The sequence below is a fragment of the Pseudomonas atagonensis genome (genome assembly GCF_011369485.1).
Taxonomy (GTDB): domain Bacteria; phylum Pseudomonadota; class Gammaproteobacteria; order Pseudomonadales; family Pseudomonadaceae; genus Aquipseudomonas; species Aquipseudomonas atagonensis.
Genome location: NZ_VXCA01000017.1, coordinates 191030 through 212688, shown reverse-complemented (window position 1 = coordinate 212688; position 21659 = coordinate 191030). Strand labels below are relative to the sequence as shown.

The following is a 21659-nucleotide window of genomic DNA, read 5'->3' as shown; positions in this document are numbered from 1 at the left end:
TTATCCTTGTCAGTTTTGGAAGAACGCCTTCCTTTCATCACGGTTTTCGTGCGCTTGCTGCGGACGCGAGGCGTTACTCCAACACCCACTCCGCCAACTTCCCGGTCACCTGGGTCATCAACACATTCTCGACATCCCGCGCGCCTGCCGCGCTGCATTTGGCGAGCACGGCCTTGACGATTCCCGAATCAAACTCGAACTGCTTGCCGGTCGCTGCCTTGTAACGGCCACGCAATTTCTCCAGCTTCGCCAACACAATCCCTTCAAGCGTCTGCTCATCCAGCGGTCGATACGCAACCACCGTCATGCGCGCCAGAAACGCCGGTCGGAAGGCTTGCAGCAGGACTTTGTGCAGCGCTTCGTTGAACGCTTCCGAGCCAAGTTGTGCAGTCGGTGTATCGAGCAGCAATTCGGCCCCGACATTGCTGGTGGCGAGCATTACGGTGTTCTTGAAGTCCACCACCAGCCCGGTCCCGTCTTCCATCAAGCCCTTGTCGAACACGTTGTAAAAAGCTTCCAGCACATCCGGATGCGCCTTCTCGATTTCATCCAGCAACACCACCGAATAAGGTTTGCGCCGCACGGCTTCGGTGAGCACGCCGCCGCTTCCGTAACCGACGTAGCCAGGCGGTGCGCCCTTGAGCTGGCTGACGGTGTGGGCTTCCTGATATTCGGAAAGGTTGATGCTGATCAGGTTGCGTTCGCCGCCGTATAGCGCGTCCGCCAGCGCATAAGCGGTTTCGGTTTTGCCCACGCCCGTGGGACCGACCAGCAGGAACACGCCGACCGGTTTTTGCGGATCGGTGAGCCCCGCGCGATAGGCCTGCAAACGTTGGGCGATGGTGTTGAGCGCAGTGCTCTGGCCCATGACCCGCTGGCCCATGCGGGTGCCGAGGGTGCGCACGGCGTGGGCTTCGTCGGCGAGCATTTTGCCGACGGGGATGCCGGTCCAGCCGGCGATCACGGCGGCGACGGTTTTGCCGTCGACCTGCTCGGGCACCAGCGGATCGTCCTGGCGGATCGCATCGAGGCCGGCTTCCAGACGCAGCAGTTCGGCGGCCAGATGATCGATGCGACTGTCGGTGGCTTCATCCGGTTTGTCGCTGTCGGCGCGTTCACTGAGGTCAAGTAATTCGCGGCGAGTGTCGAGCAGTTCGCGCACCGCCACGCGCTCTTCACTCCAGCGGGTTTCCAGTTCGCGGATGGCCTGAACGTTGGTCTTCGATTCGCTTTCCAGCAGGGTGATGCGCTCGCGGTGATCGAGCCCCGTGGCCTGTTCCCGGCGCAGGCGTTCGACTTCTTCTTTGAGGCTTTGCTGACGGTGGCGCAGGCTCTCCAGCGGTGGCGGTACATCATGCTGCCCGAGGGCGACCCGGGCGCAGGCGGTGTCGAGGACGCTGATGGCCTTGTCCGGCAACTGGCGGCCGGAAATGTAGCGGTGCGAGAGCTTCACCGCTTCGTGGATTGCGGCATCCAACACTTGCACGCCGTGATGCTGTTCGAGTTTGGCGGCGACGCCACGGAGCATTTCCACGGCGGTGGTTTCGTCCGGCTCTTCTACCTGCACCAGTTGAAAACGGCGGGCGAGGGCCGGGTCTTTCTCGAAATATTTTTTGTATTCCATCCAGGTCGTCGCGGCCAGCGTGCGCAATTCGCCTCGGGCCAGCGCGGGTTTGAGCAAGTTGGCCGCGTCGCTGCCACCTTCGGCACCGCCAGCGCCGATCAAGGTGTGGGCCTCGTCGATGAACAGGATGATCGGCTTGTCGGCGCTGCGAACCGCGTCAATCACACCTTTGAGCCGCTGTTCAAATTCGCCTTTGACCCCGGCCCCAGCCTGGAGCAAACCAAGGTCGAGCACCCGCAAACTGACTTCCTGCAACGACGGCGGCACGTCCCCGGCGGCGATGCGCAGCGCCAGGCCTTCGACCACGGCGGTTTTGCCCACGCCCGGCGCACCGACCAGAATCGGGTTGTTCTGCCGGCGCCTCAGAAGAATGTCGATGCACTGGCGAATTTCGCCATCGCGACCGACGATCGGGTCGATGCGCCCGGCATGGGCGTCGGCGGTCAGATCCTGGGTGTATTGATCGAGCACCGAGTCTTGCCGTGGCGTTGGACTCCCCGAAGACACGGAACGCGGGCCGACATGTTCGCGTGAGTTTTCCGTCCACTCCAGCAGATTGGCGCGCAGCGCTTCCTTGGGAATTCGCAGCAATGACGATGCGCTGTTGAGCAGCAGACTGCGGCGTTCGTCACGGTCGATCAACGCCAATAAAAGCAGCCCGGAACGAATGCTGTCGATCCCCAGCACACTGGCCTGCACCACCGCGTCTTCCAGCAATCCCAAGGTATGCGAAGACAACGCCGGTGTGCGCGTGCTGCCAGCCTTGAACAGGTCCAGCGCCTTGTTGATCTCCGCCGTCAGCGCATCCCGTTCCAGCCCGAAGCGCGGCAACAGAAAGGCAAAATCGCCGCCCTCGATATCCAGCAGTTCCAGCAACAAATGCTCAATCTCGACAAAGTGATGCCCGCGCTGCAAACACCGCTGCGCGGCGCGTTCGAGGGCGCGGCGGTTGTCCGGGTTGAGGCGTCCGATCAGGCTGGCCAGTTCCATTTCAGGTGATCTCCAGCTGACGCAGGCGGGTTTCGATCCGTTGCACGGCCAGGCTGGTCTGCCGTTGCAGGCCGCCGTTCCAGCTCAACAGGGCCGGGGTTTGTCGGCCGAGTTGCAGCGGCCCGGCACCGCGCACCAGCAGCACCAGTTTCACGTCCAGATCCGGGCCGAAATACAGCGCAGCAAGGCTGGCCAGTGCCGGATGCGCTTCGCCGTCCGGCAAGAAGCGCGCGGCCTGCGTCGATTGCAGCGGCCCCAACGTCAGGCGAATCCCGGCATGTTCATCCCAGACCCGAGTCCCGGCGACTGCGTTGCGACCCAGTTGCAGATTGCGTCCGCCAGCCTTCATGACGCTGCGGCTGGCGCGTGGAATTTCACGCCACGCCCCTTCATAAGCACTCAGTTCCACCGCCACGGAAAACTGCTCACGGACAATCGCCGCGAACCCCGCCAATGACCGGCGGCCATCGGCGTACAACGCCGTGCAGGCCAGAACGGCGCAGTCGGGAATCGCCTGGCGCTCTTGCAGGGATTTGGGCAGCAGCCCGGTCAGCGCCCGCAGTTGCGCCTGCACCGGCGAGGCGCCGGGCGTGGTGAAACCGAGGGCAATGCGGTGTTTGCGCATCACCTTGTAAAGCAGGCTGAGCAGTCGATGCTGGAACAGATCGAGGAATTCGGCCGGTGCATGATCCTTGGCCCGCGCCCGCTGTTGCAGCCATTCCTGATAAGCGTAGGGCAGCGGCCCGTCTGGCCCGCCGAGGCCGAAAACCGGTGTGTCGACCGTCAGCGCTTCGCCCGGCTCTTCAGTCAGGCTCTCGATCTGGCTGGCGGCAAACATCGGTGTCAGTGGTCCGCGCAACTTCAGCGCTTCGGCCTGTGGCGAGGTGCCGCTGCCGAGGGATTCGGCTTGAGGCTGTTCGCGCTCCAGCAACAGCAGCGCCTGCAACCATTCGAACGCCTGCGGATCACGGCGCAGGCGCTGGCTCAGGGTCAGAGCGACAGGGGCATGCCGGCTTGGGGTTGCCATGCCTTGACCTCCTTGTCTGCCTGCATGAGCACCGTGCGCACAAAGCGATTGGCCGTGGCGTACACCGAAAAGAACTGCGCGAGCACCGCTGAAAACAACACCGCGCTGCTACCGACGAAATGCTGTGGATCGAGCTGCAATTGCACTTCAAGCCCGTTGCGCCAGCCGCGCCAGGCGTCGGCGCCGACATGGCCGATCGCCCGCTCGCAACCGAGGCTCAGCAGACCTTCAATCTGACGCAGGGCGCTGGCCTCATCGCGCAGGTTGTGCAGGGTCAGGATTTCCTTCAGCGCATCCAGCGCCTGTGGCCCTTCGACCAGCGACAGATGATTGAGGGTCAGTTGCGAGACCAGCCGCCAGCGCGAATCACCGTCCAGACGCGGCAAGCTCTGCGGGCTCGGTGGATTGCGCAGGCGCGCCCACGCCACCGGGCCCGGCCGTTCGAAACCCAGCGGCGTACCGGCGGGCAGGCTCTGGGCCAGATACCGATTGGTGCACAGCAGTTCGGCGGTCAGGCTGTAATCGGGCAGGTCGGTTTGCGGTTCGAAACGGGTGTCGACGACGCTGACCAGCAGGTCGCTGCCGAGCCGGTTCGGCGTCTGTCCGTTGACCCGTCGCGCATGCCAGTAACGTTGCCGGTCACCGCTGCTGTGCTGGCTGCCGAAATACGCCGGCAGCCGTTGCACACCGCTGGCGGAGCTGGCGCGCACGCTGCGGATGCTGTGGATCTCGACGCTGTTTTCCCGGTGGCTGTCGGCGACCAGTCGATACTCGCTGCGGGTGCCGTCCGGACGCAACGGCTCCGAAGTGCGCGGGAACAGGTTGATCACCGGCGCGCAGCCCAGCGCGATATCGCTGGCCTGCAAATGCAGTCGACTGGTCGGGGCACGATCAAAAACGATGTACAGATACAGCGTCTGGCTGTCACTCGAAGCGCCGGACAGTGGCAGATCAAAGAAGTGGAATTTGTCCGGGAATGCGAAGTACTCGGCCAGCAGACGCATGCCCGGATGCACGCCGTCTTCGTCCGGCAGCAGCACTTCGTCATCGGCGAACCCGACGATCTTCGGCAAGCCTTTCACCCGGGCGGGAATGCTCCCCGGCGAGCCGGCCAACACCTGCACCGCGTGGGCGCCGAGCAGGTCGTAGAGGCTGGCGTTGACTACCGGTGACGCGGCCAGGTGAATGCGCAGTTGTTCGATGCCAAGCTCCGACCACTGACTGTCGCCGAGGCAGCGCAGACTCAGGCGCAACGCCGAGCGGGACTGCGCTACGCCGGTCAGCGCCTGGGCTTCATCGCTGCCCAGCAACAAGGCTTCGCTGACTTCTACTGGCCACAAACGCACGGCGGCGCTGGTGCGAAAGTGGATGCTTTCGCCCTTGCTGGTGGTGACGAACAACGGCGTGTCCCGGGGCAGGGGATAGCCGCCGTCGAGGTTGCCTTTGCTCGGGTCCGGTTCGAACTGGACGATCGCGCACGACGGCAACGGGCGCATGGCCAGGGGATAAAGCTGTTCGAGCAGCGCGTCGCTGAATTCGGCGTAGTCATCATCGAGCCGCCGTTGCAGGCGTGCGGCGAGCAGGGCGAAACCTTCGAGCAAACGTTCGACGTGCGGGTCCGGGCATTCGCCGGGAGACAACTCGAGACGTCGCGCGACTTTCGGATAGCGCTCGGCAAACTGTCCGCCGGCATGTCGCAGCCAGGTCAGTTCGCGCTGGTAGTAGTCGAGCAGTTGCGGGTCAATCGAGTCGCTCATGGCGCACCTCCAGCCCTTCGTTGCCGGGCTCGATGACAAAGGCCACCGGCCAGTGCTGCGAGCCGCTGCGCAACTCGCCGAGCAGGCGAATGCTCAGGCGCTGCGGGTGCTCAGGCAGGGGATTGACCTGAACCTCGCCGAGCAGCAGGCGTGGCTCGAAATAGGTGATGGCTTCGCGAATGTCCCGCGCCAGCCGACGACGGTCATCGCTGCGTTGCTGCTGCAGGGCGCTCCAGTCGGCGATGCCGTAGTCGATCACGCTGGGTGGTGTGGTCAACGTGCGCGGGCCACGGCGGGTGTTGAACAGGCGCCCGAGCTCGGCGTGCACCGAGTCGAGCAGATCCTGCCGATCGAACTCCCGCGCGCCGTCGCCCTCGCTCGATGCGAGGCGTTCGAACAGCGGTGGAAGTAAGCCGGTGCCTGCCATGGCCGCGACGCCGGGTTAGCTGACGAGTTTGTTGGCGGCCATGTCCCAGGTCGACGCGGCAGTGCCTTCCTTGGTGCCGTCGTCTTTCTGCGCGGTGAGTTCCCATTTGATCTTGGTGAAGTTCAGCGACAGGGTTTCCACCGGTTTGCCGCCGGTGCCGCCGCTGACACTGACGTTGGAAATCACCACGTTGGTCAGCGTGTAAATGATGAACGGCAACAGTTGCCCACTGCCCTCGGCGGCGTTACGGCCGATGGTGATTTTGGCTTCCGGGATCGGTTTGCCGGCGCAGCAGTATTCGTTGAGGGAGGGGGTCGAGGTGTCGACGAATTTGGTCAGGGTGAATTCGCCGACATGAGGCTTGCCGGAGGTCCGCTCCGAGTTGCTGACGTCGTTGGTCACCTGCATCGCCACGTTGTGGCTGTAGGACATGACTTCGATCTTGTCCGCATAACCCTCGAGCAGGCTGTCGCCTTTGATGTCGCCGCCGAGGTCGAGAATGATTGCATCCATCGCTTGAAACTCCTGAAAGGTGTCGCGCTAGGCAAACGGGAGGCGCCCGCAGGAAAACCCTGCGGGCGTGTGCAGGTCAGGCGGCTACCGGTGGCGGCAGGGTCGCGACCAGGCGGATCGACGCGGTCAGTTCTTCGAGCTGGAAGTGCGGCCGCAGGAACACCGTCGCGCGATAGGCACCAGGCTTGCCGGCGACTTCGGTGACGTCCACCCGCGCTTCACGCAGCGGGTACTGCGCCTTGATTTCCTGCGGGGCGTTGTCGTTGATCAGCACGTAATCGGCGATCCAGTTGTTGAGGTAGGTCTGCACGTTGTCGCGGGTCATGAAGCTGCCGACCTTGTCGCGCATGATCACCTTCAGGTAATGGGCAAAACGCGAGGCCGCCAGCACGTACGGCAACATCGCCGAAATCCGCGCGTTGGCGTTGGCCTCGTTGGTGTTGTAGACCTTGGATTTGTTGGTGGTCTGGCCGCCGAAGAACACCGCGACGTCGCTGTTCTTCTTGTGGCACAGGGCGATGAAACCGAGGTCGTTGAGTTCCTTCTCGCGGCGGTCGGTGATCGCCACTTCGGTCGGGCACTTGAGCGACAGGTCGCCGGAGCTGGTGCGGAAGGTGTGTGCAGGCAAGCCTTCGACCGCGCCGCCGCCTTCTGCGCCACGAATCGCCGCGCACCAGCCGTACTTGGCAAATGCTTCGGTGATGCGTTGCGATAGTGCCCACGCGGCGTTGCCCCACAGGTATTTGCTGTGGTCGGTACCGTTGGTGTCTTCGACGTAATTGATGCCTTCCACCGGCGAGGTGTCAGGGCCATAAGGCAGACGCAGCAGGAAGTGCGGCAGCACCAGCGAGACGTAGCGCGAATCTTCGCTCTCACGGAACGAGCGCCACTTGATCAGCTCCTGACTCTCGAACACCTTCGACAGATCACGCGGCACTGCCAGTTCGGTGAAGCTGTTCATGTCGAACAGGCGTGGGCTGGCAGCGGCAATGAACGGCGCATGGGCAGCGGCGGCGACGTTCGACAGTTTCTCCAGCAGGCCGATGTCCTGTGGGTGCCGGCCGAAGGTGTAGTCACCCACCAGCAGGCTGAACGGGTGGCCACCGAAGGTGCCGTATTCCTCTTCGTAGATCTTTTTGAACAGCGCGCTCTGGTCGAATTCCACGGCTTTTTCGAGATCGTTCTGCAGCTCTTTCTGGGTGACGTTGAGCAGGCGCAGTTTCAGCCGGGTGCTGGTTTCGGTGTTCTGCACCAGCATGTGCAAACCACGCCATGAGGCTTCGAGTTTTTGCAGGTCGGGATGATGCAGCACTTCGTTGAGCTGGGCACTGATCAGTTCGTCGATCTGGCTGATGCGGTCGTTGATCATCGCCACGGTGTCCTTGTCGATGGCCATGCCTTCGTCAAGTACTTGGGTTGCGAACTCCGCAAGCATGTCGCGGGCGTAATCCTGCTGACTGTCATCGTGGGCCATGCGGCCCTCGGCGATGATCCGGTCAAGCAGGGATAAAGTTTCGGCGGCAGCATTTTCGCTGGCTTGATTCTGGGCGGCGGCGGGCATGGCGAATTCTCCCCTCGATTAAGTGGACGATCAGGCTTGCGGTTCGGCCGGAGCCTCGGCATCGGCTGCCGGGGTAGCGGTGTCCGGGCGGGCCGATTTGATTTCCTGCAGGCCTTCAGTGTTGGCGATGACGTCGCGCAGCAGCTTGTCCAGGTCATCGTTGCCGTCGAGTTTGGTCAGCAGATCGCGCAGGCGTTGGCGGGCCTCGAACAGACGGCGCAGCGGTGTGACTTGTTCCACCACCTTGACCGGGTCGAAGTCGTCGATGTGTTTGAAGTTGAGTTCGATGTTGAGCTTGCTGTCGTCGCCGCTGAGGGTGTTGTTGACCTGCAGGGTGGCGCGCGGACCGATCGAGGCGAGCACTTCGTTGAAGTTGTCGCGGTCGATTTCGGTAAAACGCCGCTCGGTCAGTTTTGCCAATGGCTCGAGCGGCTTGCCGGAGAGGTCGGCGAGAATTCCGACCACCAGCGGCAATTCCTTTTTCTCGATGGCATTACCGATTTCGACGTCGTAGGTGATTTGCACTCGGGGCGGACGCACCCGGTCAAGCTTGTGTTGAGTACTTTCTGCCATGTCGGCGGACTCCGATGCGATGAGCGGGCGCAATGCATCGGGGAGGCCCGTTCATCGCTTTCCCTTGCTGGACCACAGGTTAGAAAGGGTGGCAGATGACCTGTCGTTCCTTTGACAAACCTTCCTCATTCGGCTGTAGGAACCGAACTACCCAAGACGCTAGAACAGGTCTATAAAAATGCAAGCAAAAACATTTTTGGACAGGATCGCGAAAAGGAAAATTCATTTTGTCTGCACGACTTTTCATAACAATTGGCTTTGCGCTGCTGACCGGTTGCTCGTTTTTCGGGCCGAAAGTGGCACTCGACAGCCTGACCCTAGACGTCGCGCCCAAAGCCAATGACGACACGCCGATTGCTGTGGATTTCATCGCGGTCAACGACCCTGATCTGCTCAAGCAGTTGTCGGGCATCAGTGCCGGCCAATGGTTCGCCGGGCGCGAGCAGTATCAGCGCGACTATCGTCAGCTGATGAGCGTGTGGGGACTGGAGCTGGTGCCGGGGCAATTCATCGACCGCCAACCCTTCCCGCTGGGGGGCAAGAAGGCCGCTGGACTTTTGGTCTTCGCCAGCTATAACACTCCCGGAGCGCACCGCTTGCGGCTCGACGATCAGAGCGATGCCTGGCTCAAGTTCGACAGCCGCGAGATGACGCTGGTCAGCAAGGAAAACTGAAACACACCGTCCGCCGCCGGTTTGCGGCGCAGTCGAAGGGAGTCGTATGAATTTGCTACCTGACGCGGTTTGCTGGCACGAAGGCATGCAGTTGCTGCCGCAGCATTTTCAGTTGCAAGGGTTGCGGGCCGAAGCGTTGGGCGCTCATCTGGCGCAAGCGAGCAATCCATGGTTCTGGGGCGTCAGTCACATGGAGTTCGATCCTTCGGCGCTGAGCGCTGGCGTGGTGCGGGTGTTGTCGTTGCAAGGGACGATGCCCGATGGTCTGCCCGTGGATTTGCAGGCCGGCGTCGGGCCGACGCTGGAGCTGGATGTCAGCGCCGCGATCAACGCCACCGACGATGCCACTGTCACCGTGTTCCTGGCGATCAGTCCGATGTGGCGCGCCGGCCAGTTGCTGCCGCTCAAGGGCCGCTTGCAATCGGTCGTCGGCGAGGCGTTGCCGGATCTCACCAGTGGCGAATTTCCCGAATCGATCACCGTATGGCGCCCCAATCCCCGGCTGTGCACGCAACTGAACAAGGCCGATTCGATCTGCCTGCCGTTGTTGAAAATCCGCAAGGAGGGCGGTGGTTTTCTACCACTGGCCTACACGCCGCCGACACCGATTCTGCTGCCGGACTCGCCACTGGGTCGGCGCGTGGCCGGGCTCTGCGCGCGGGCGCGGGAGAAGTGTCTGTTTCTGGGCGGCCGTTTGCGTCAGGCGCAACAGGCCGGCAATCAGGACGACGCGCTGGAAATTCGCCGCCAGTTGACCGCGTTGTGGGCGCGTCTGCCGGAGGTCGAAGGCACGTTGAACAGTCGCATTGCCCAGCCGCAAACCCTCTACGGGCAATTGCTTGGCCTGGCCGGTGCATGGGCGGCGCTCGATCCGCTGGCTGGCGTGCCGGCGTTCGCAGCGCTTGATTTTCTTGAACTGCAGCGCGGTTACGACGCGGTGCTGCAATGGCTGGAAACCACCCTTGAACTGATCCGCGCCGGCTACCGCAGCCTGCCGTTCGAACGCGGTGAGCAAAGCTTTTCGATTCAGTTGCCGGACGAGCAGCCGAGCCAGCGTCTGGTCATCGGTCTGCGCATGCCCAACGGTGCCAGCGAGCAGGCGGCGGGTGACTGGTTGCGCGGCGCGATCATCGCTTCGGCACCGCATATTGCGCTGCTCAGTCGCCAGCGCATGATCGGGTTGAGCCATCAGGCCATGAGCCGCAGCGAGCAAGTGGCCTACAGCGTCGGCGAAGACACGCGGCTGTTTGTGCTCACCGCCGAAGGCGCGTGGTTCGACGCGCAACTGCCGCTGATGATCGCCGCGCCGGCCGCGAAGCTGACCAGCAGTCCGTGGCAGGTGGTGCTGTTTGTCGCGCAGAACACGGCCTAGAAAAACCCATGTCTGAAAACCAGGGCGCCGGATCACACAAGGAACGTCGTATGTCGCAAGGAAGTGCCGCAAGCCTGGGTTTGCAGGACGCACCGCTGAGCAGCGCGTTCCGCCAGACCTGGCAGCAATGGCAACAGGACTGGACGCAGTTGCCCAAGGACAACGACGACGAAGCAGCGCTGGTCGAGACCGTGGTCGAGCTTTCGACGCAGGCTTCGCAACGTTTGTGGCGCACGGCGTATTCGCGGGTCGGCGATTCGGCGACCGAGCAGGTCAAGGCACTGGTTTATGCGTTTGTCGCACTGGTCGATGAGACGTTGCTGTTCACTCCGTGGCCCGGGCAATCGGCGTGGCAGGACACGCCGCTGGAGTCGCGTCTGTACGCCAGTCGTCAGGCCGGTGAGCAGCTGCCGGCAGCGATTCAAACCCTGCTCGATGAACAACAACCGACCACCCGCGATCTGGCCAACGTGTATCTGCAATGCCTGATTCTTGGTTTTCATGGGCGTATGCGCGGCGAGCACAGCCAGACGCAGCTGGAAAAATGGCGGCTGGCACTGTTCACCTTTGCCTGGCAGGACGAGGCCAGTTACGCCAATGTCAGTCAGCGTCTGCTGCAACCTTCATTGGCCACGCCGTTGCAACTGCCGGTACGCACCGCGCTGCCGGACGGCTTTCGTCTGGCGCTGGGGATTCTGGCGATGCTGCTGTTGCTGATCGGATTCGGCCAGTTTCTCTGGCGCGACATCCGTTCGGAGCTGGAGCCGGTGCTGCAAATGACTGACACGGTGACTGCGCCGGAGCAAGACTCATGAGCACCCTGACGATTGTCGCGTGGGTCGTCGCGCTGCTGCTGTTGCTGGTGATCATCGCTGCGGCAGTGTGGTGGTTGCGTACGCAAAGTGGCGCGGCGATCCGCAGCTTTTATGCCGCCGTGCGGCACATGGAGCAGGAGCAAGGCAGTCGCGATCGCTACCAGATGCCTTGGCTGCTGATGCTCGGCGACGAAACTCAAGGCACGCAACTGGTCACCGAATGGCGCTTGCAGCCGACCGACAAACCGGCATGGTTTGGCCGTTGGTGGTCGGATCCCGAGGGCGCCGTGCTGGTGGTGCCGCAAGCGCTGTTTTTGCCGGAAGAGGGCATGCACGTGCAGCGAAGCGGCTGGTGGCGGCTGCTCGGATTGATCCTGCGCCTGCGCAGCAAACGGCCGCTGGACGGAGTGATCTGGATGGTGCCGGCCAGTCGACTGGTCAATCTGGAACAGGCCGCCAGCCTCGGGTTGGCCGCACGCCGGCGTTTTATCGATTTGCTGCAACGCTTCGGCTTGAGCGTGCCGGTCTACGTGATCGTGACCGGTCTGGAAGAGTTGCCGGGTTTTCAGGAACTGATCAGCGCGCTACCCGATGAGGCTCGCGAACGCACGCTGGGCTGGTCGTCACCCTACGCGCGCGACACTGTTTGGCAAGGGCAGTGGAGCGATCAGGCACTCGATCGCATTCACCGCGCCGTGGCGGAAGCGGTGATTGAAATCGGTACGTTGTCCGGGCACTTGAGCCCAGACCTGTACGCCTTGCCGGAACGTCTGGAAACCCTGCGCCGTGGTTTGCAGAGCGTGCTGGAACCAGTGTTTCAGGGCAATGCGCAGGGCGAAGCACCGTGCTTTCGCGGCGTGTATTTCAGTGCCAGTCAGGCATCGGAGGATGCCCGGGACGGTTTTTCTGCCGATGACAGCGGATTGCAGCAAAGCGTGTTCGTGCGCCAGTTGTGGCGCCAGCGTCTGGTCGGCGAGCGCGGTCTGGCCCAAGGCGTGCCGCGCCTGTTGCGTTTGCGTCAGCGCTGGCAGCGGATCACCGCTGGCGTAGCGCTGGTGGTTGGCGTGGTCTGGGCGGTGGCGATGCTGTGGGTGTGGAATCAGTCGGTCAAGGATGCGCATGAACTGGCGCGACTGATGCAGAGCGCGCAAAAAAGCTATGTGGCGGTCACCGACGAAGCGCATCGAGTCGAGCCGACCCGGCGCAATGTGCAGAGCTTCTGGCGGGTGCTGGAACGCGCCCCGCGTTGGGATTATGTCTCGCTGGTGTTTCCGGTTTCGTGGTTCTCGTCGCTGGATACCCGGCTGCAGCAGGAGCTGTTTCAGTCCACCCAGCGGCACATGCTGGTGCCGCTGCATGAGTTGCTGGTCGGCGAACTGAACAAGATCAAAGCGATCCGCGCCACGGATCGGCGCAGTAGCGTCGAGAGCGAGGATCCGGCGCAGTGGCAGAACTATCAGAAGGCAACTGATCTGGTGGATCGTGCCTTGCGACTGGAGCAGCAAAACCAGTTGTTCAATCAGGTGCAGAATAATCCCCGTGTGCCGCTGGATGATCTGGTGCAACTGAGCAACAACGCGCTGTCGCTCAACCTCAACGCCGGCACCTTGCCTCACGCGGGGTTCTACAACCGTTTGCTGGTGGCAGGCGACGGCAGCGACTTGCAGGCGCTGGACCTGAGCGTTGATCGGCCACTGATCGAGAGCAATTTCTCCGGGCTGATGGAGCGCTGGCTCGACCAGTATTTCCTCGCCGACAACTTCGTCAGCAAGGCCGGTTATCTCAAACTGCACCTGGAGCAACTGGAAGTCGGCAGCGGCAACAGCCTGCGAGAACTGGAAGACTTGCGCGCGCTGATCGACGACCTGCAAGCGGCGATTGCGTTGACCAATTCCACGTGGAGTCGTGGCAAGGGTCAGGAGTTGGTGCCGGGTTATCGCGAGTTCCTCGACAAGGTGCGCAAAAGTACCTTGCTCGGCCCGGCAGTCGAGCAGCAGCTGGATCAACAGGCGAGCAAGTTGCAGCAAAGCTTTCGCGATCAATGGATCGCGCAAGTCGGCTCACGCGGGAACCTGTTGGTGCAGCAGGGCAGCGGGCAACTGGCGCTGCAAGAGCAGGTGGTCAAACTCAACAATGCCGTGCAGGCGCTGTTCAAGCGCGACTTCGTCTCGGTTGCCCTGCGCGCCAATCAAGACAACGTCAACCTGCAAGGCCAGACCGTGGATGGCGATGACCTCAACACCTCACTGAATTACTTCACCAGTTATAAAAGCTATGTCGCCGAAGAATTGCCACGGATCCCGCCGGCGTATCGCGAGGCGCTGCTGCAAACGGCTGAAGCCGCTGCCGCTCAGGCAATGTGGCTGAGCCTCAAGGATCACAACGATCAGACTCATCCGTATGCGGTGTTCAATGTTCAGGCCGAGCAAGCCATGGCGTTGCAGAAGGCCTTCGTCGAGGTGCATCGCAATGATCTGGCCGCGCGCCTGCAAGGTGCGTTGAACCGTCGCGCGATGGCGCAGATTGTCGCTGGCCTCGATGAAATCACTGCGCAGCCATTATTCGGCGGGCGGGCCGAAATCAGCCAGTGGGACGGCTCGAAAAACCTCGGCCTGCAACTGTACGGCGCCAGTGATGTGCAGGACTTGAAGCTGAGCCTCAAGCAACAGTTCAACACCATGCTGGGCATCACCGAGCGGCGTCAGTCGGCGCTGCAGTGGCTGATGACGCAGCAAGGCAATCTGTCCGCACTGGATTACGAACGCGTGACCCAGTTCAGCGCGCTCAATGACGAACTGCTCAAGTACAAGGACTCCAACCCGGCCAGTTCGCCGGCGCAGATCGAGCAACTGGTCAGTCGCGATTTCGTCGAAATGGACACCGCGTCGTGCGTGCAGGTGTTGCAGACCGCCAATGTCGCGGGCGGGCGCGGAACCCTGGCGATGCGCGCGGTCGAGCTGCAACAGTCGGCCATGCAGCGTTGCCAGTTCTTGCAGCAACAACAGGCCGCAGCGGCATGGAATGAACTGGCCAACTATTTCAATCAATACCTGGCCGATCGTTTCCCTTTCGCCAACGGCGTGCAGGCGCAAGATGCGGATCCTGCACGGGTTCAGCATTTCCTCGAAGTCATCGACAAGCGCTTGCCCGTGGCGCAGGCCGGACTGGTGCTCAGTCAGACCCCGGAACGGCTCGCGGCGGAAGATTTTCTCAATCGATTGAAGCAGGCCAGTGGTTGGCTGACGCCGCTGTTCGTGCGTGACAAGAGCGGCATTCTTGGTGTTGAGCTGGACGTGCGTTGGCGCACCGATCGGGAAGAAGAGCGAGGCGCTGATCAAGTGATCGCCTGGGGACTGCTCGCCGGCAGTCAGCAAATCAACTATCCGGTGCCCGCCGAACAGCCGAACCTGCGCTGGATAGTCGGCCAGCCGATTCGCCTGACGCTGCGCTGGGCACGCAATGGCAAGGAGCGCCCGGTCAACGATCCGCTGCAACCGAATCTGGTGGTGCGTGATCTCGAGGCCGGTTGGGAGTACGGCGGGCCGTGGTCGTTGCTGCGGCTGATGCGCGCGCATTTTTCGGTGCAGCGCCAGCCGAGCATGGACTACACCGATTTCCCGCTGACGCTGCGCCTGCCGGTGACGGCGTCGACCGACAGCGTGACCACTGAATTCACGCGGATGTTTGTGCGGGTGTCGCTGATGAGCCAAGGCTCGAAACTGCCGCTGTCGATTGCACCGTTGCCGACCCGCGCACCGCGCTCGCCGTTTCAACTGACTGGCACCACGGCTGCACTTGAAGCGCAAAAGGAGAACCTGTGAGCCTGCCTTCCACCCCGTTGCCCGACCTGATTGATCAGTTGCTTGCGCCGATCAGCGCGGACGCGCCCTGCGGTGTCGATCTGCGTTACGAACGCGAGTTCGACCAGTTGCGCGACCTGCGTCGTGAGGATGACGCCAGCCTGCCGACCGGCGTCTGGCAATCAACGCTCAAACGCGCGAACTGGCCGGAAGTCGAAAAACTCACCACTACGTTGTTGCTGGAACGCAGCAAGGATCTGATGCTCAGCGCCTGGCTCGGCGAGGCCTGGCTGCATCTGCAAGCGCTGGACGGTTTGCCCGGCAGCCTGGCGCTGATCGCCGGTTTGTGCGAGCGCTTTCCCGAACACCTGCACCCGCAGGCCGAGGACGGCGATCAGTCGTGGCGGGTGATTCCGCTGGAGTGGCTGGTGCGTCGGTACACGGAAGTGCTGCTCACCCGGGTGCCGCTGTTCGGCAGCCGCAACAGTGATTTCGAGGGTTACACCCTTGAAGTCTGGCGTCGTGTGCAGATTCAACAGGTGCAGGCCAACGACAGCAAAAACGCCAAGACCTCTGCGGAAACCGCGCGCAACGAACAGAAAAAGCTCAACGATCAGATTCGCGCCACGCCTTTGGCGTTCTGGCTGCGCACGCAGGGCAATCTGCTGCTGAGCCTGCAACATCTGCGACGACTCGACAGTTGGAGCGATGCCTATCTGGGGGATCAGGGGCCGGGATTGCGCCCGTTGCAGGAAACCATTCAGGCGCTGCTGATGCTGGTTCAGGAGTTTATTGCCATGCACCCACAACAACCGGCGCCGCCAGCGCCACAGGCCGAAACGCCCATTGCCGTCGCGGCGCCTGAAGAACAGGCGCCGGTTGCACAGGTATTCCGTGAGCCCGCCAGTCGCGAAGAAGCGTACCGGCAACTGCTGTTGATCGCCGAATACCTGGCGCGTACCGAGCCCCACAGCCCGGTGCCGTATCTGATCCGGCGCGGGGTCGAGTGGGGCAACAAACCGTTGAGCGAGTTGCTCGGTGAGTTGATCAGCGCCGACGCCGAATCACGACGTTTGTGGACGTTACTGGGCGTGCTTTAGTGCACGCGCTGATTGCTGATTTTCGGCGGCAGTTGAATCGGCGTGAGCACCGGTTGCCCGGAAAAGAACGCCACAAGGTTTTTGCCGACCAGTTCCACAGTACCTTGGGTCGCCTCCGGTGACAGCCCGGCGACGTGCGGCGTCAACAACACATTGCTCAAGGATTTCAGGGCATCCGGCACCTGCGGCTCGTGGTCGAATACGTCCAGCGCCGCGCCGGCAATGCGCCGCTGCTCAAGCGCGGTAATCAGATCCGCCGTGGCAATCACGCTGGCGCGGGCAATGTTGACGATGAAACCTTTCGGCCCGAGCGCATCGAGCACCGAACGCGTCACAAGATGCTGGGTGCCGATCCCGCCGGGCGTGGCGACGATCAGAAAGTCCGAGGCCCGCGCCAGTTCAGTCGGCGTCGAGCAGAACGCGTAGGGCACATCGCTGCGCACCTGACGGCTGTGGTAACTGATGTCCATGTCAAAACCCAGCCCGGCGCGTTTGGCAATCGCCATGCCCACGGCACCGAGACCGAGAATGCCCAGCCTTTTGCCGGCCAGTGACGGGCGCATGATTTTCGGCCACTCCCCACGGCGCACCGCCGCATCGCAACGCGGGATGTCACGCACCAGCGCCAGCAGCATGGCCATCGCATGATCCGCCACCGACGAGGCGTTGACCCCTGCACCATTGGTCACGGTAATCCCGCGATCACTGGCGGCTTGCAGGTCGACCTGTTCGTAACCGGCGCCGATCACCGTGATGATCTTCAGGGCAGGCAGTGCGGCGATTTCATCGGCGGTCAGGCCGAGCGGGCCACGGGTCAGCACGGCGTCGATGCGCGCACCCTGAGTGGCGATGGCTTGCGCACGTTCGGCAGGGGTCGGCGCGAGAATCAGGTGAAAGCCCTGATGTTCGAGAATCGGCAAATAGTCATTGATGGTTTCAACCAGTACCAGAACGGTGGCGGGCATTGCGCGGCTCCTCAGATCCATGGCGGTTCGGTCGCGAAAGTCGTGTCAGAGTGCTGATTCCAGAGCGGTTTGGCAAGGGTGGCGCTGCCCCCCGTATCAGGCCTTGGCAGGGATCAACTGGCGTATTGAGCGACGCCGTTGCCGAACGACCAGTTTTCTTTTTTCACTTCCACCAGATTGATGAACACGTCTTCCAGGCGAATGCCCAGTTGCGCGTTCAGGCTTTGCGCGATGGTCTGGTACAGCGCTTTTTTCTGCTCCAGGGTTCGGCCTTCGTTGAGGGTGATCTGGATGATCACCAGTTCGTCGCTGCGCTGTATGCCCAGGTATTGCGGGTCAAAGATGAAGTGCTCGCCGTCGTGTTCATTGAGGATCTGGAAGTTATCGTGCTCCGGCACGTTGATGGTGCTGCGCATGGCGGCATAGATCTGCTCGCCGACGCGCCTGGCAAAAGTGGCATCGGTGCGTTTTTTCAGTTCGACGCGAACGAGGGGCATGGGCAGAGACTCCGCAGGGCAGGGGACTCATCACACGCTAGACGATGCGGCGGGTTTTGTAAGGTCGTTTGGTCTGGAAGTTGTCGGATATTTCAAAGGGCTGCGTCGGCAGGTGAATAGCTACGTAAATCGCGGAATTTGCCTACAAATCTGCAGGATTCATCCGCTATCTGGTACGGGATGAATAGGGAATCATGAGGGCACAAAGCAGCCCGGGCAGTGATTGCCAGTAGCCAAGGAAGGCGAATGCTCAAGAACAATCGTGAAAATCTGGAGCTCGAAAGGCTGGAGAACGAATCAAGGAAGCTTGTGGCTGAAAGAAACTTCTGGTGGAAGAAAAAAAGCTTAAGAGAGAGATGAATTTATATCCGATCGCTGTGTTGGCTGCAGTGGTGACCGCAATCACTGCGATATCAGGCGTATTCTTCAAGTTTTAATTGTTGGGTTTTTCCACCTTCAGATCTGTGAACCAAGAAAAGGAAATCAACGTGAGTACCTATGATCGTAAGGCCAGAATGGAAGAAATGGAGCGGGAACACGATGAATGGGCTGAAAGAATGCGCCTCAAGGACAAAGGCGATATGTTCACGATCTGGGCGACGCTAGCATTTGGAATTTTTTGCTGGTCACTTGGATTTTTGTTGGGTCGAACGATCTGATCAGGTTTTCCCGGTTATGCGAGGTATAGGTGCTTTTCAGATAACGACATTCTACGTACCTGTTGCCGACAGACATTTGCCCAAAAACGACACTCCACTGATCTGCTCCGCACAACCATTCCTCAGCTAAGTCTTTGCTTCTGCTCATTTATCGCGGAGAATCGCGCCCCTGTTTCGGCCGGAGCATGTCTGTCGGTTTTTTCCGACGCGTCCTGACCGAGTGGCAAGTGACCGGAATGCGGAGATCCGACCGGATGAATGATCAGGCCAATAGCGTTGACGAACGCTTTGATGCAGCAGCACCCGCTGAACTTTCGAGCTGGAATCGCCAGGACACCACCTGGATGTTGGGACTGTTTGGGACGGCCATCGGCGCCGGCACACTGTTTTTGCCGATCAACGCAGGGCTGGGTGGCTTCTGGCCGCTGGTGATCCTTGCGCTGCTGGCATTCCCGATGACGTTCTTCGCACACCGTGGCCTGACCCGTTTTGTGCTGTCCGGTCGCGAAGGCGCCGACATTACCGAAGTGGTCGAGCAGCATTTCGGTATCAAGGCCGGTGCACTGATCACCTTGCTGTACTTCTTCGCCATCTTCCCGATCCTGTTGATCTACAGCGTCGGCCTGACCAACACGGTCGCCAGTTTCCTCGAACACCAACTGCACATCACGCCGCCACCGCGCGCGCTGCTGTCGTTCGTGCTGATCCTCGGCCTGCTGGCCGTGGTGCGTTGCGGCGAGCAAGCGATCGTCAAGGCGATGAGCCTGATGGTCTACCCGTTCATTGTCGCGCTGTTGTTCCTTGCCGTTTACCTGATCCCGCACTGGAACGGCGGCATCCTCACCACCGCTTCGCAAGTGCCGGCGCCGTCGGCGTTGTTGCACACGCTGTGGCTGGCGATTCCGGTGATGGTGTTCTCGTTCAACCACTCACCGATCATTTCGGCGTTTGCGGTGGATCAGAAACGCCGTTACGGCGCTAACGCTGACCAGCGCAGCTCGCAGATTCTCTGCCGCGCCCACCTGCTGATGGTGGTGATGGTGCTGTTCTTCGTCTTCAGTTGTGTACTGACCCTGTCGCCGGAACAACTGGCTGAAGCCAAGGCGCAGAATCTGTCGATCCTGTCGTACCTGGCCAACCATTTCAGCAACCCGACCATCGCCTTCGCAGCGCCGTTGATTGCGTTCGTGGCCATCTCCAAGTCGTTCCTCGGTCACTACATCGGTGCCAGCGAAGGCCTGAAGGGCCTGATCGTCAAGAGCGGCAAGCGTCCGGGCGCCAAGGCACTGGACCGTATCGTCGCCGCGTTCATGCTGGTGGTGTGCTGGATCGTCGCGACCCTCAATCCGAGCATTCTCGGCATGATCGAAACCATCGGTGGCCCGGTCATCGCGGCGATCCTGTTCCTGATGCCGATGTACGCGATCCGTAAAGTGCCGGCGATGGCGCGCTATCGTGGCCAGGCGTCGAACGTGTTTGTCACGGCGGTAGGTCTGGTGGCGATTTCGGCGTTGATTTATTCGCTGACGGCGTAAGCCAAAGCTTCAGATACTCAGCTACAGTGGCCGCTGTGCGTGATGCGCACAGCGGCTTTTTTTCGTCTGGAGACAGTGGATTGTCGAACGCCCCGCCACCTGTAGAACCACCCAACCGCTGGCAGGATGTATTGGCCGGTCTGTCGATTGCCGGGCTGTTGCTACCCGAAGCCGTGGCCTATTCGACCATCGCCGCACTGGCGCCTCAGGCCGGGGTGATCGCACTGTTTGCCGGATTGCTGTGTTACGGGTTGTTTGGCACCAGCCGCTTTGCCATTGTGTCGGCGACATCGTCTTCTGCGGCGGTCCTGGCGGCAGCCACGGCGACGCTGGCTAACGGTGATGCGCAATTGCGCTCGACACTGGCGGTCGGCCTGGTTCTGGTCACGGGCGCGCTATTTGTGCTGGCCGGGATCTTTCGTCTGGGCAGCGTCACGGCCTTCATCGCCAAACCGGTGTTGCGCGGGTTCACCTTCGGTTTGGCGCTGACGATCATTCTCAAGCAGGTCGCCAGCGTGGTCGGCGTGCACCTGACCGATGCCAATCTGGTGCGCTTCGCCCCGCAACTGTTGGAACAGTTGCCACAATGGAATTGGTCGGCGGCGGCTGTCGCAGCGGTGGCATTGTTGCTGCTGGCAGTCTTTTCGCGGTTGCCACACCTGCCCGGTGGTTTGCTGGTGGTGGTGATCGGCATTGCCGCCGGCCAATGGCTGAACTTGCCTGCCTATGGCGTGAAGATGATCGGCGTGATCGACTTGAGCCTTGAAGTGCCGAACCTGCCGGCATTGCCATTCGCCGACTGGCTGCGGCTGGGCGAGGTGGGATTTGCGCTGGTGATGATTCTGTATGCGGAGTCTTATGGCTCGATCAGCTCATATGCGCTCAAGCATGGTGATCGCGTGACATCCAACCGCGATCTGCTGGCACTGGGCGCGTCGAACCTGTTGTCCGGGTTGTTCCATGGCATGCCGGCGGGGGCGGGCTATTCGGCGACGTCGGCGAATGAAGCCGCAGGCGCCACGTCACGTTGGGCCGGCGGGGTGGCGGCATTGGTGGTGCTGATTATCGTGCTGACCGTGTTGCCGTGGATCGCGTGGACCCCGGAGCCGGTGCTGGCAGCGATTGTCATGCACGCGTTGGGGCGCGGTTTGAGCCTGCAGCCATTGGGGCGTTATTTCATCTGGCGTCGTGATCGCGTGCTGGTGTTGTGCGCAGTGGCGGCGGTGCTGGTGTTGGGCGTGCTGGACGGTTTGTTGGTGGCGGTGGCGATCAGTGTGTTGTTGATGCTCAAGCAAATGTCAGCGGCAGACATTCAAGTGCTCGGGCGGATCGATGGCGGCCATGACTTTGTCGATCGGCAGCGCCATCCGACGGCGACCACCGAGCCGGGCGTATTGATCGTGCGGCCGGGCGAAGCGTTGTTCTTTGCCAATGTCGAGCGGATCCTCGGCGCGGCTTTAAGATTGATCCGGCATTCGGATGTGCCGGTGCACACGGTGATCCTCAGTCTGGAGGAGACGCCGGATCTGGATGGCACCAGCATTGAAGCGATGCAGGAGTTCTTTTTGCGGGTGCACCAGGAAGGCAAACGGTTGATTCTTGCGCGTCTCAAGCATGAGGCGCTGGCGGTGCTGGAGGCATTGCCCGAAGTGCAGGGCAACGGTGTGATCCTCAGCGGTTTGAGCGTTGATGGCGCGGTGCAGCAAGCCCTCAAACTCAACGCATGATGGTTGCGAGGCATAAAAAAACGCCGCTCATCTCACGATGGGC

Annotated in this window: 17 protein-coding genes; 8 read left to right on the top strand and 9 right to left on the bottom strand. The window is 61.6% G+C overall.

All coding sequences use genetic code 11. From position 1 onward, the window contains the following. Positions 1 to 73: 73 nt before the first annotated feature. The 7 genes from tssH to tssB form a co-directional block, all read right to left on the bottom strand. Positions 74 to 2614: a type VI secretion system ATPase TssH gene (gene tssH / locus F2P67_RS12685; protein ID WP_166220814.1), complete on the bottom strand. Its 2541-nt coding sequence runs from the start codon at positions 2612 to 2614 to the stop codon at positions 74 to 76. Between the two features lies 1 nt (position 2615). Continuing rightward, on the bottom strand, positions 2616 to 3641 hold the full coding sequence (gene tssG / locus F2P67_RS12680; RefSeq protein WP_166220813.1) for a type VI secretion system baseplate subunit TssG: 1026 nt from the start codon (positions 3639 to 3641) through the stop codon (positions 2616 to 2618). Continuing rightward, positions 3605 to 5398, bottom strand: a complete 1794-nt coding sequence (gene tssF, locus F2P67_RS12675) for a type VI secretion system baseplate subunit TssF (RefSeq protein WP_166220812.1) — start codon at positions 5396 to 5398, stop codon at positions 3605 to 3607. Before tssF ends, tssG begins: the two co-directional genes overlap by 37 nt. Further along, positions 5382 to 5825 carry a type VI secretion system baseplate subunit TssE gene (tssE, locus tag F2P67_RS12670; RefSeq protein ID WP_166220811.1) on the bottom strand — a complete coding sequence of 148 codons (444 nt, stop codon included), beginning with the start codon at positions 5823 to 5825 and terminating at the stop codon, positions 5382 to 5384. Before tssE ends, tssF begins: the two co-directional genes overlap by 17 nt. A gap of 15 nt (positions 5826 to 5840) precedes the next feature. Then, positions 5841 to 6338: an Hcp family type VI secretion system effector gene (locus F2P67_RS12665; RefSeq protein WP_007958866.1), complete on the bottom strand. Its 498-nt coding sequence runs from the start codon at positions 6336 to 6338 to the stop codon at positions 5841 to 5843. Positions 6339 to 6414: 76 nt separating this feature from the next. Continuing rightward, entirely contained in the window at positions 6415 to 7899 is a 1485-nt protein-coding gene (gene tssC, locus F2P67_RS12660) for a type VI secretion system contractile sheath large subunit (protein ID WP_007958864.1), read from the bottom strand. Positions 7900 to 7929: 30 nt separating this feature from the next. Then, the gene (gene tssB / locus F2P67_RS12655) at positions 7930 to 8472 is read right to left on the bottom strand and encodes a type VI secretion system contractile sheath small subunit (RefSeq protein WP_064117633.1); all 543 of its coding nucleotides are present in this window, start codon (positions 8470 to 8472) and stop codon (positions 7930 to 7932) included. Positions 8473 to 8699: 227 nt separating this feature from the next. Between tssB and F2P67_RS12650 the strand changes: the two genes are divergently transcribed. Genes F2P67_RS12650 through tssA form a run of 5 tightly spaced genes read left to right on the top strand, consistent with a single transcriptional unit; the run spans position 8700 to position 16233 of the window. Continuing rightward, on the top strand, positions 8700 to 9146 hold the full coding sequence (locus tag F2P67_RS12650; RefSeq protein ID WP_166220810.1) for a type VI secretion protein: 447 nt from the start codon (positions 8700 to 8702) through the stop codon (positions 9144 to 9146). 46 nt (positions 9147 to 9192) lie between these two features. After that, positions 9193 to 10518 carry a type VI secretion system baseplate subunit TssK gene (gene tssK / locus F2P67_RS12645; protein WP_166220808.1) on the top strand — a complete coding sequence of 442 codons (1326 nt, stop codon included), beginning with the start codon at positions 9193 to 9195 and terminating at the stop codon, positions 10516 to 10518. Between the two features lie 50 nt (positions 10519 to 10568). Next, positions 10569 to 11333 (top strand): DotU/TssL family secretion system protein, encoded by a 765-nt coding sequence (locus F2P67_RS12640; RefSeq protein WP_166220806.1) that lies wholly within the window; start codon positions 10569 to 10571, stop codon positions 11331 to 11333. Continuing rightward, positions 11330 to 15154, top strand: a complete 3825-nt coding sequence (locus F2P67_RS12635) for a type VI secretion system protein (protein WP_166220804.1) — start codon at positions 11330 to 11332, stop codon at positions 15152 to 15154. The genes F2P67_RS12640 and F2P67_RS12635 overlap by 4 nt, the downstream gene beginning before the upstream one ends. Continuing rightward, positions 15151 to 16233, top strand: a complete 1083-nt coding sequence (tssA, locus tag F2P67_RS12630) for a type VI secretion system protein TssA (RefSeq protein WP_166220802.1) — start codon at positions 15151 to 15153, stop codon at positions 16231 to 16233. Before F2P67_RS12635 ends, tssA begins: the two co-directional genes overlap by 4 nt. On the opposite strand, the gene F2P67_RS12625 is transcribed toward tssA, so the two are convergent. Both F2P67_RS12625 and F2P67_RS12620 read right to left on the bottom strand, forming a co-directional pair. Next, complete coding sequence (locus F2P67_RS12625) at positions 16230 to 17198, bottom strand: 2-hydroxyacid dehydrogenase (RefSeq protein WP_166220800.1); 969 nt, start codon at positions 17196 to 17198, stop codon at positions 16230 to 16232. The two genes, tssA and F2P67_RS12625, sit on opposite strands and share 4 nt — an antisense overlap. Before the next feature lie 113 nt (positions 17199 to 17311). Continuing rightward, positions 17312 to 17695, bottom strand: coding sequence for a tautomerase family protein (locus F2P67_RS12620; RefSeq protein ID WP_166220798.1), 384 nt, complete (start codon positions 17693 to 17695; stop codon positions 17312 to 17314). A 488-nt stretch (positions 17696 to 18183) separates the two neighbouring features. Here F2P67_RS12620 and F2P67_RS12615 point away from each other — a divergent pair, with 488 nt between their 5' ends. From F2P67_RS12615 to F2P67_RS12605, 3 genes are all read left to right on the top strand, one after another. Next, the gene (locus tag F2P67_RS12615; RefSeq protein ID WP_166220796.1) at positions 18184 to 18354 is read left to right on the top strand and encodes a hypothetical protein; all 171 of its coding nucleotides are present in this window, start codon (positions 18184 to 18186) and stop codon (positions 18352 to 18354) included. A gap of 254 nt (positions 18355 to 18608) precedes the next feature. Further along, on the top strand, positions 18609 to 19889 hold the full coding sequence (locus tag F2P67_RS12610) for an HAAAP family serine/threonine permease (protein WP_166220842.1): 1281 nt from the start codon (positions 18609 to 18611) through the stop codon (positions 19887 to 19889). A gap of 80 nt (positions 19890 to 19969) precedes the next feature. Continuing rightward, positions 19970 to 21616 (top strand): SulP family inorganic anion transporter, encoded by a 1647-nt coding sequence (locus F2P67_RS12605; RefSeq protein WP_166220794.1) that lies wholly within the window; start codon positions 19970 to 19972, stop codon positions 21614 to 21616. The last annotated feature ends 43 nt before the right edge of the window (positions 21617 to 21659 follow it).

What these genes read in the sequence shown, in the direction of transcription:
- tssH (WP_166220814.1), bottom strand. Translation starts at nt 2,614, where the DNA reads ATGGAACTGGCCAGCCTGATCGGACGCCTCAACCCGGACAACCGCCGC.
- tssG (WP_166220813.1), bottom strand. Translation starts at nt 3,641, where the DNA reads ATGGCAACCCCAAGCCGGCATGCCCCTGTCGCTCTGACCCTGAGCCAG.
- tssF (WP_166220812.1), bottom strand. Translation starts at nt 5,398, where the DNA reads ATGAGCGACTCGATTGACCCGCAACTGCTCGACTACTACCAGCGCGAA.
- tssE (WP_166220811.1), bottom strand. Translation starts at nt 5,825, where the DNA reads ATGGCAGGCACCGGCTTACTTCCACCGCTGTTCGAACGCCTCGCATCG.
- F2P67_RS12665 (WP_007958866.1), bottom strand. Translation starts at nt 6,338, where the DNA reads ATGGATGCAATCATTCTCGACCTCGGCGGCGACATCAAAGGCGACAGC.
- tssC (WP_007958864.1), bottom strand. Translation starts at nt 7,899, where the DNA reads ATGCCCGCCGCCGCCCAGAATCAAGCCAGCGAAAATGCTGCCGCCGAA.
- tssB (WP_064117633.1), bottom strand. Translation starts at nt 8,472, where the DNA reads ATGGCAGAAAGTACTCAACACAAGCTTGACCGGGTGCGTCCGCCCCGA.
- tssK (WP_166220808.1), top strand. Translation starts at nt 9,193, where the DNA reads ATGAATTTGCTACCTGACGCGGTTTGCTGGCACGAAGGCATGCAGTTG.
- F2P67_RS12640 (WP_166220806.1), top strand. Translation starts at nt 10,569, where the DNA reads ATGTCGCAAGGAAGTGCCGCAAGCCTGGGTTTGCAGGACGCACCGCTG.
- F2P67_RS12635 (WP_166220804.1), top strand. Translation starts at nt 11,330, where the DNA reads ATGAGCACCCTGACGATTGTCGCGTGGGTCGTCGCGCTGCTGCTGTTG.
- F2P67_RS12625 (WP_166220800.1), bottom strand. Translation starts at nt 17,198, where the DNA reads ATGCCCGCCACCGTTCTGGTACTGGTTGAAACCATCAATGACTATTTG.
- F2P67_RS12620 (WP_166220798.1), bottom strand. Translation starts at nt 17,695, where the DNA reads ATGCCCCTCGTTCGCGTCGAACTGAAAAAACGCACCGATGCCACTTTT.
- F2P67_RS12610 (WP_166220842.1), top strand. Translation starts at nt 18,609, where the DNA reads ATGAATGATCAGGCCAATAGCGTTGACGAACGCTTTGATGCAGCAGCA.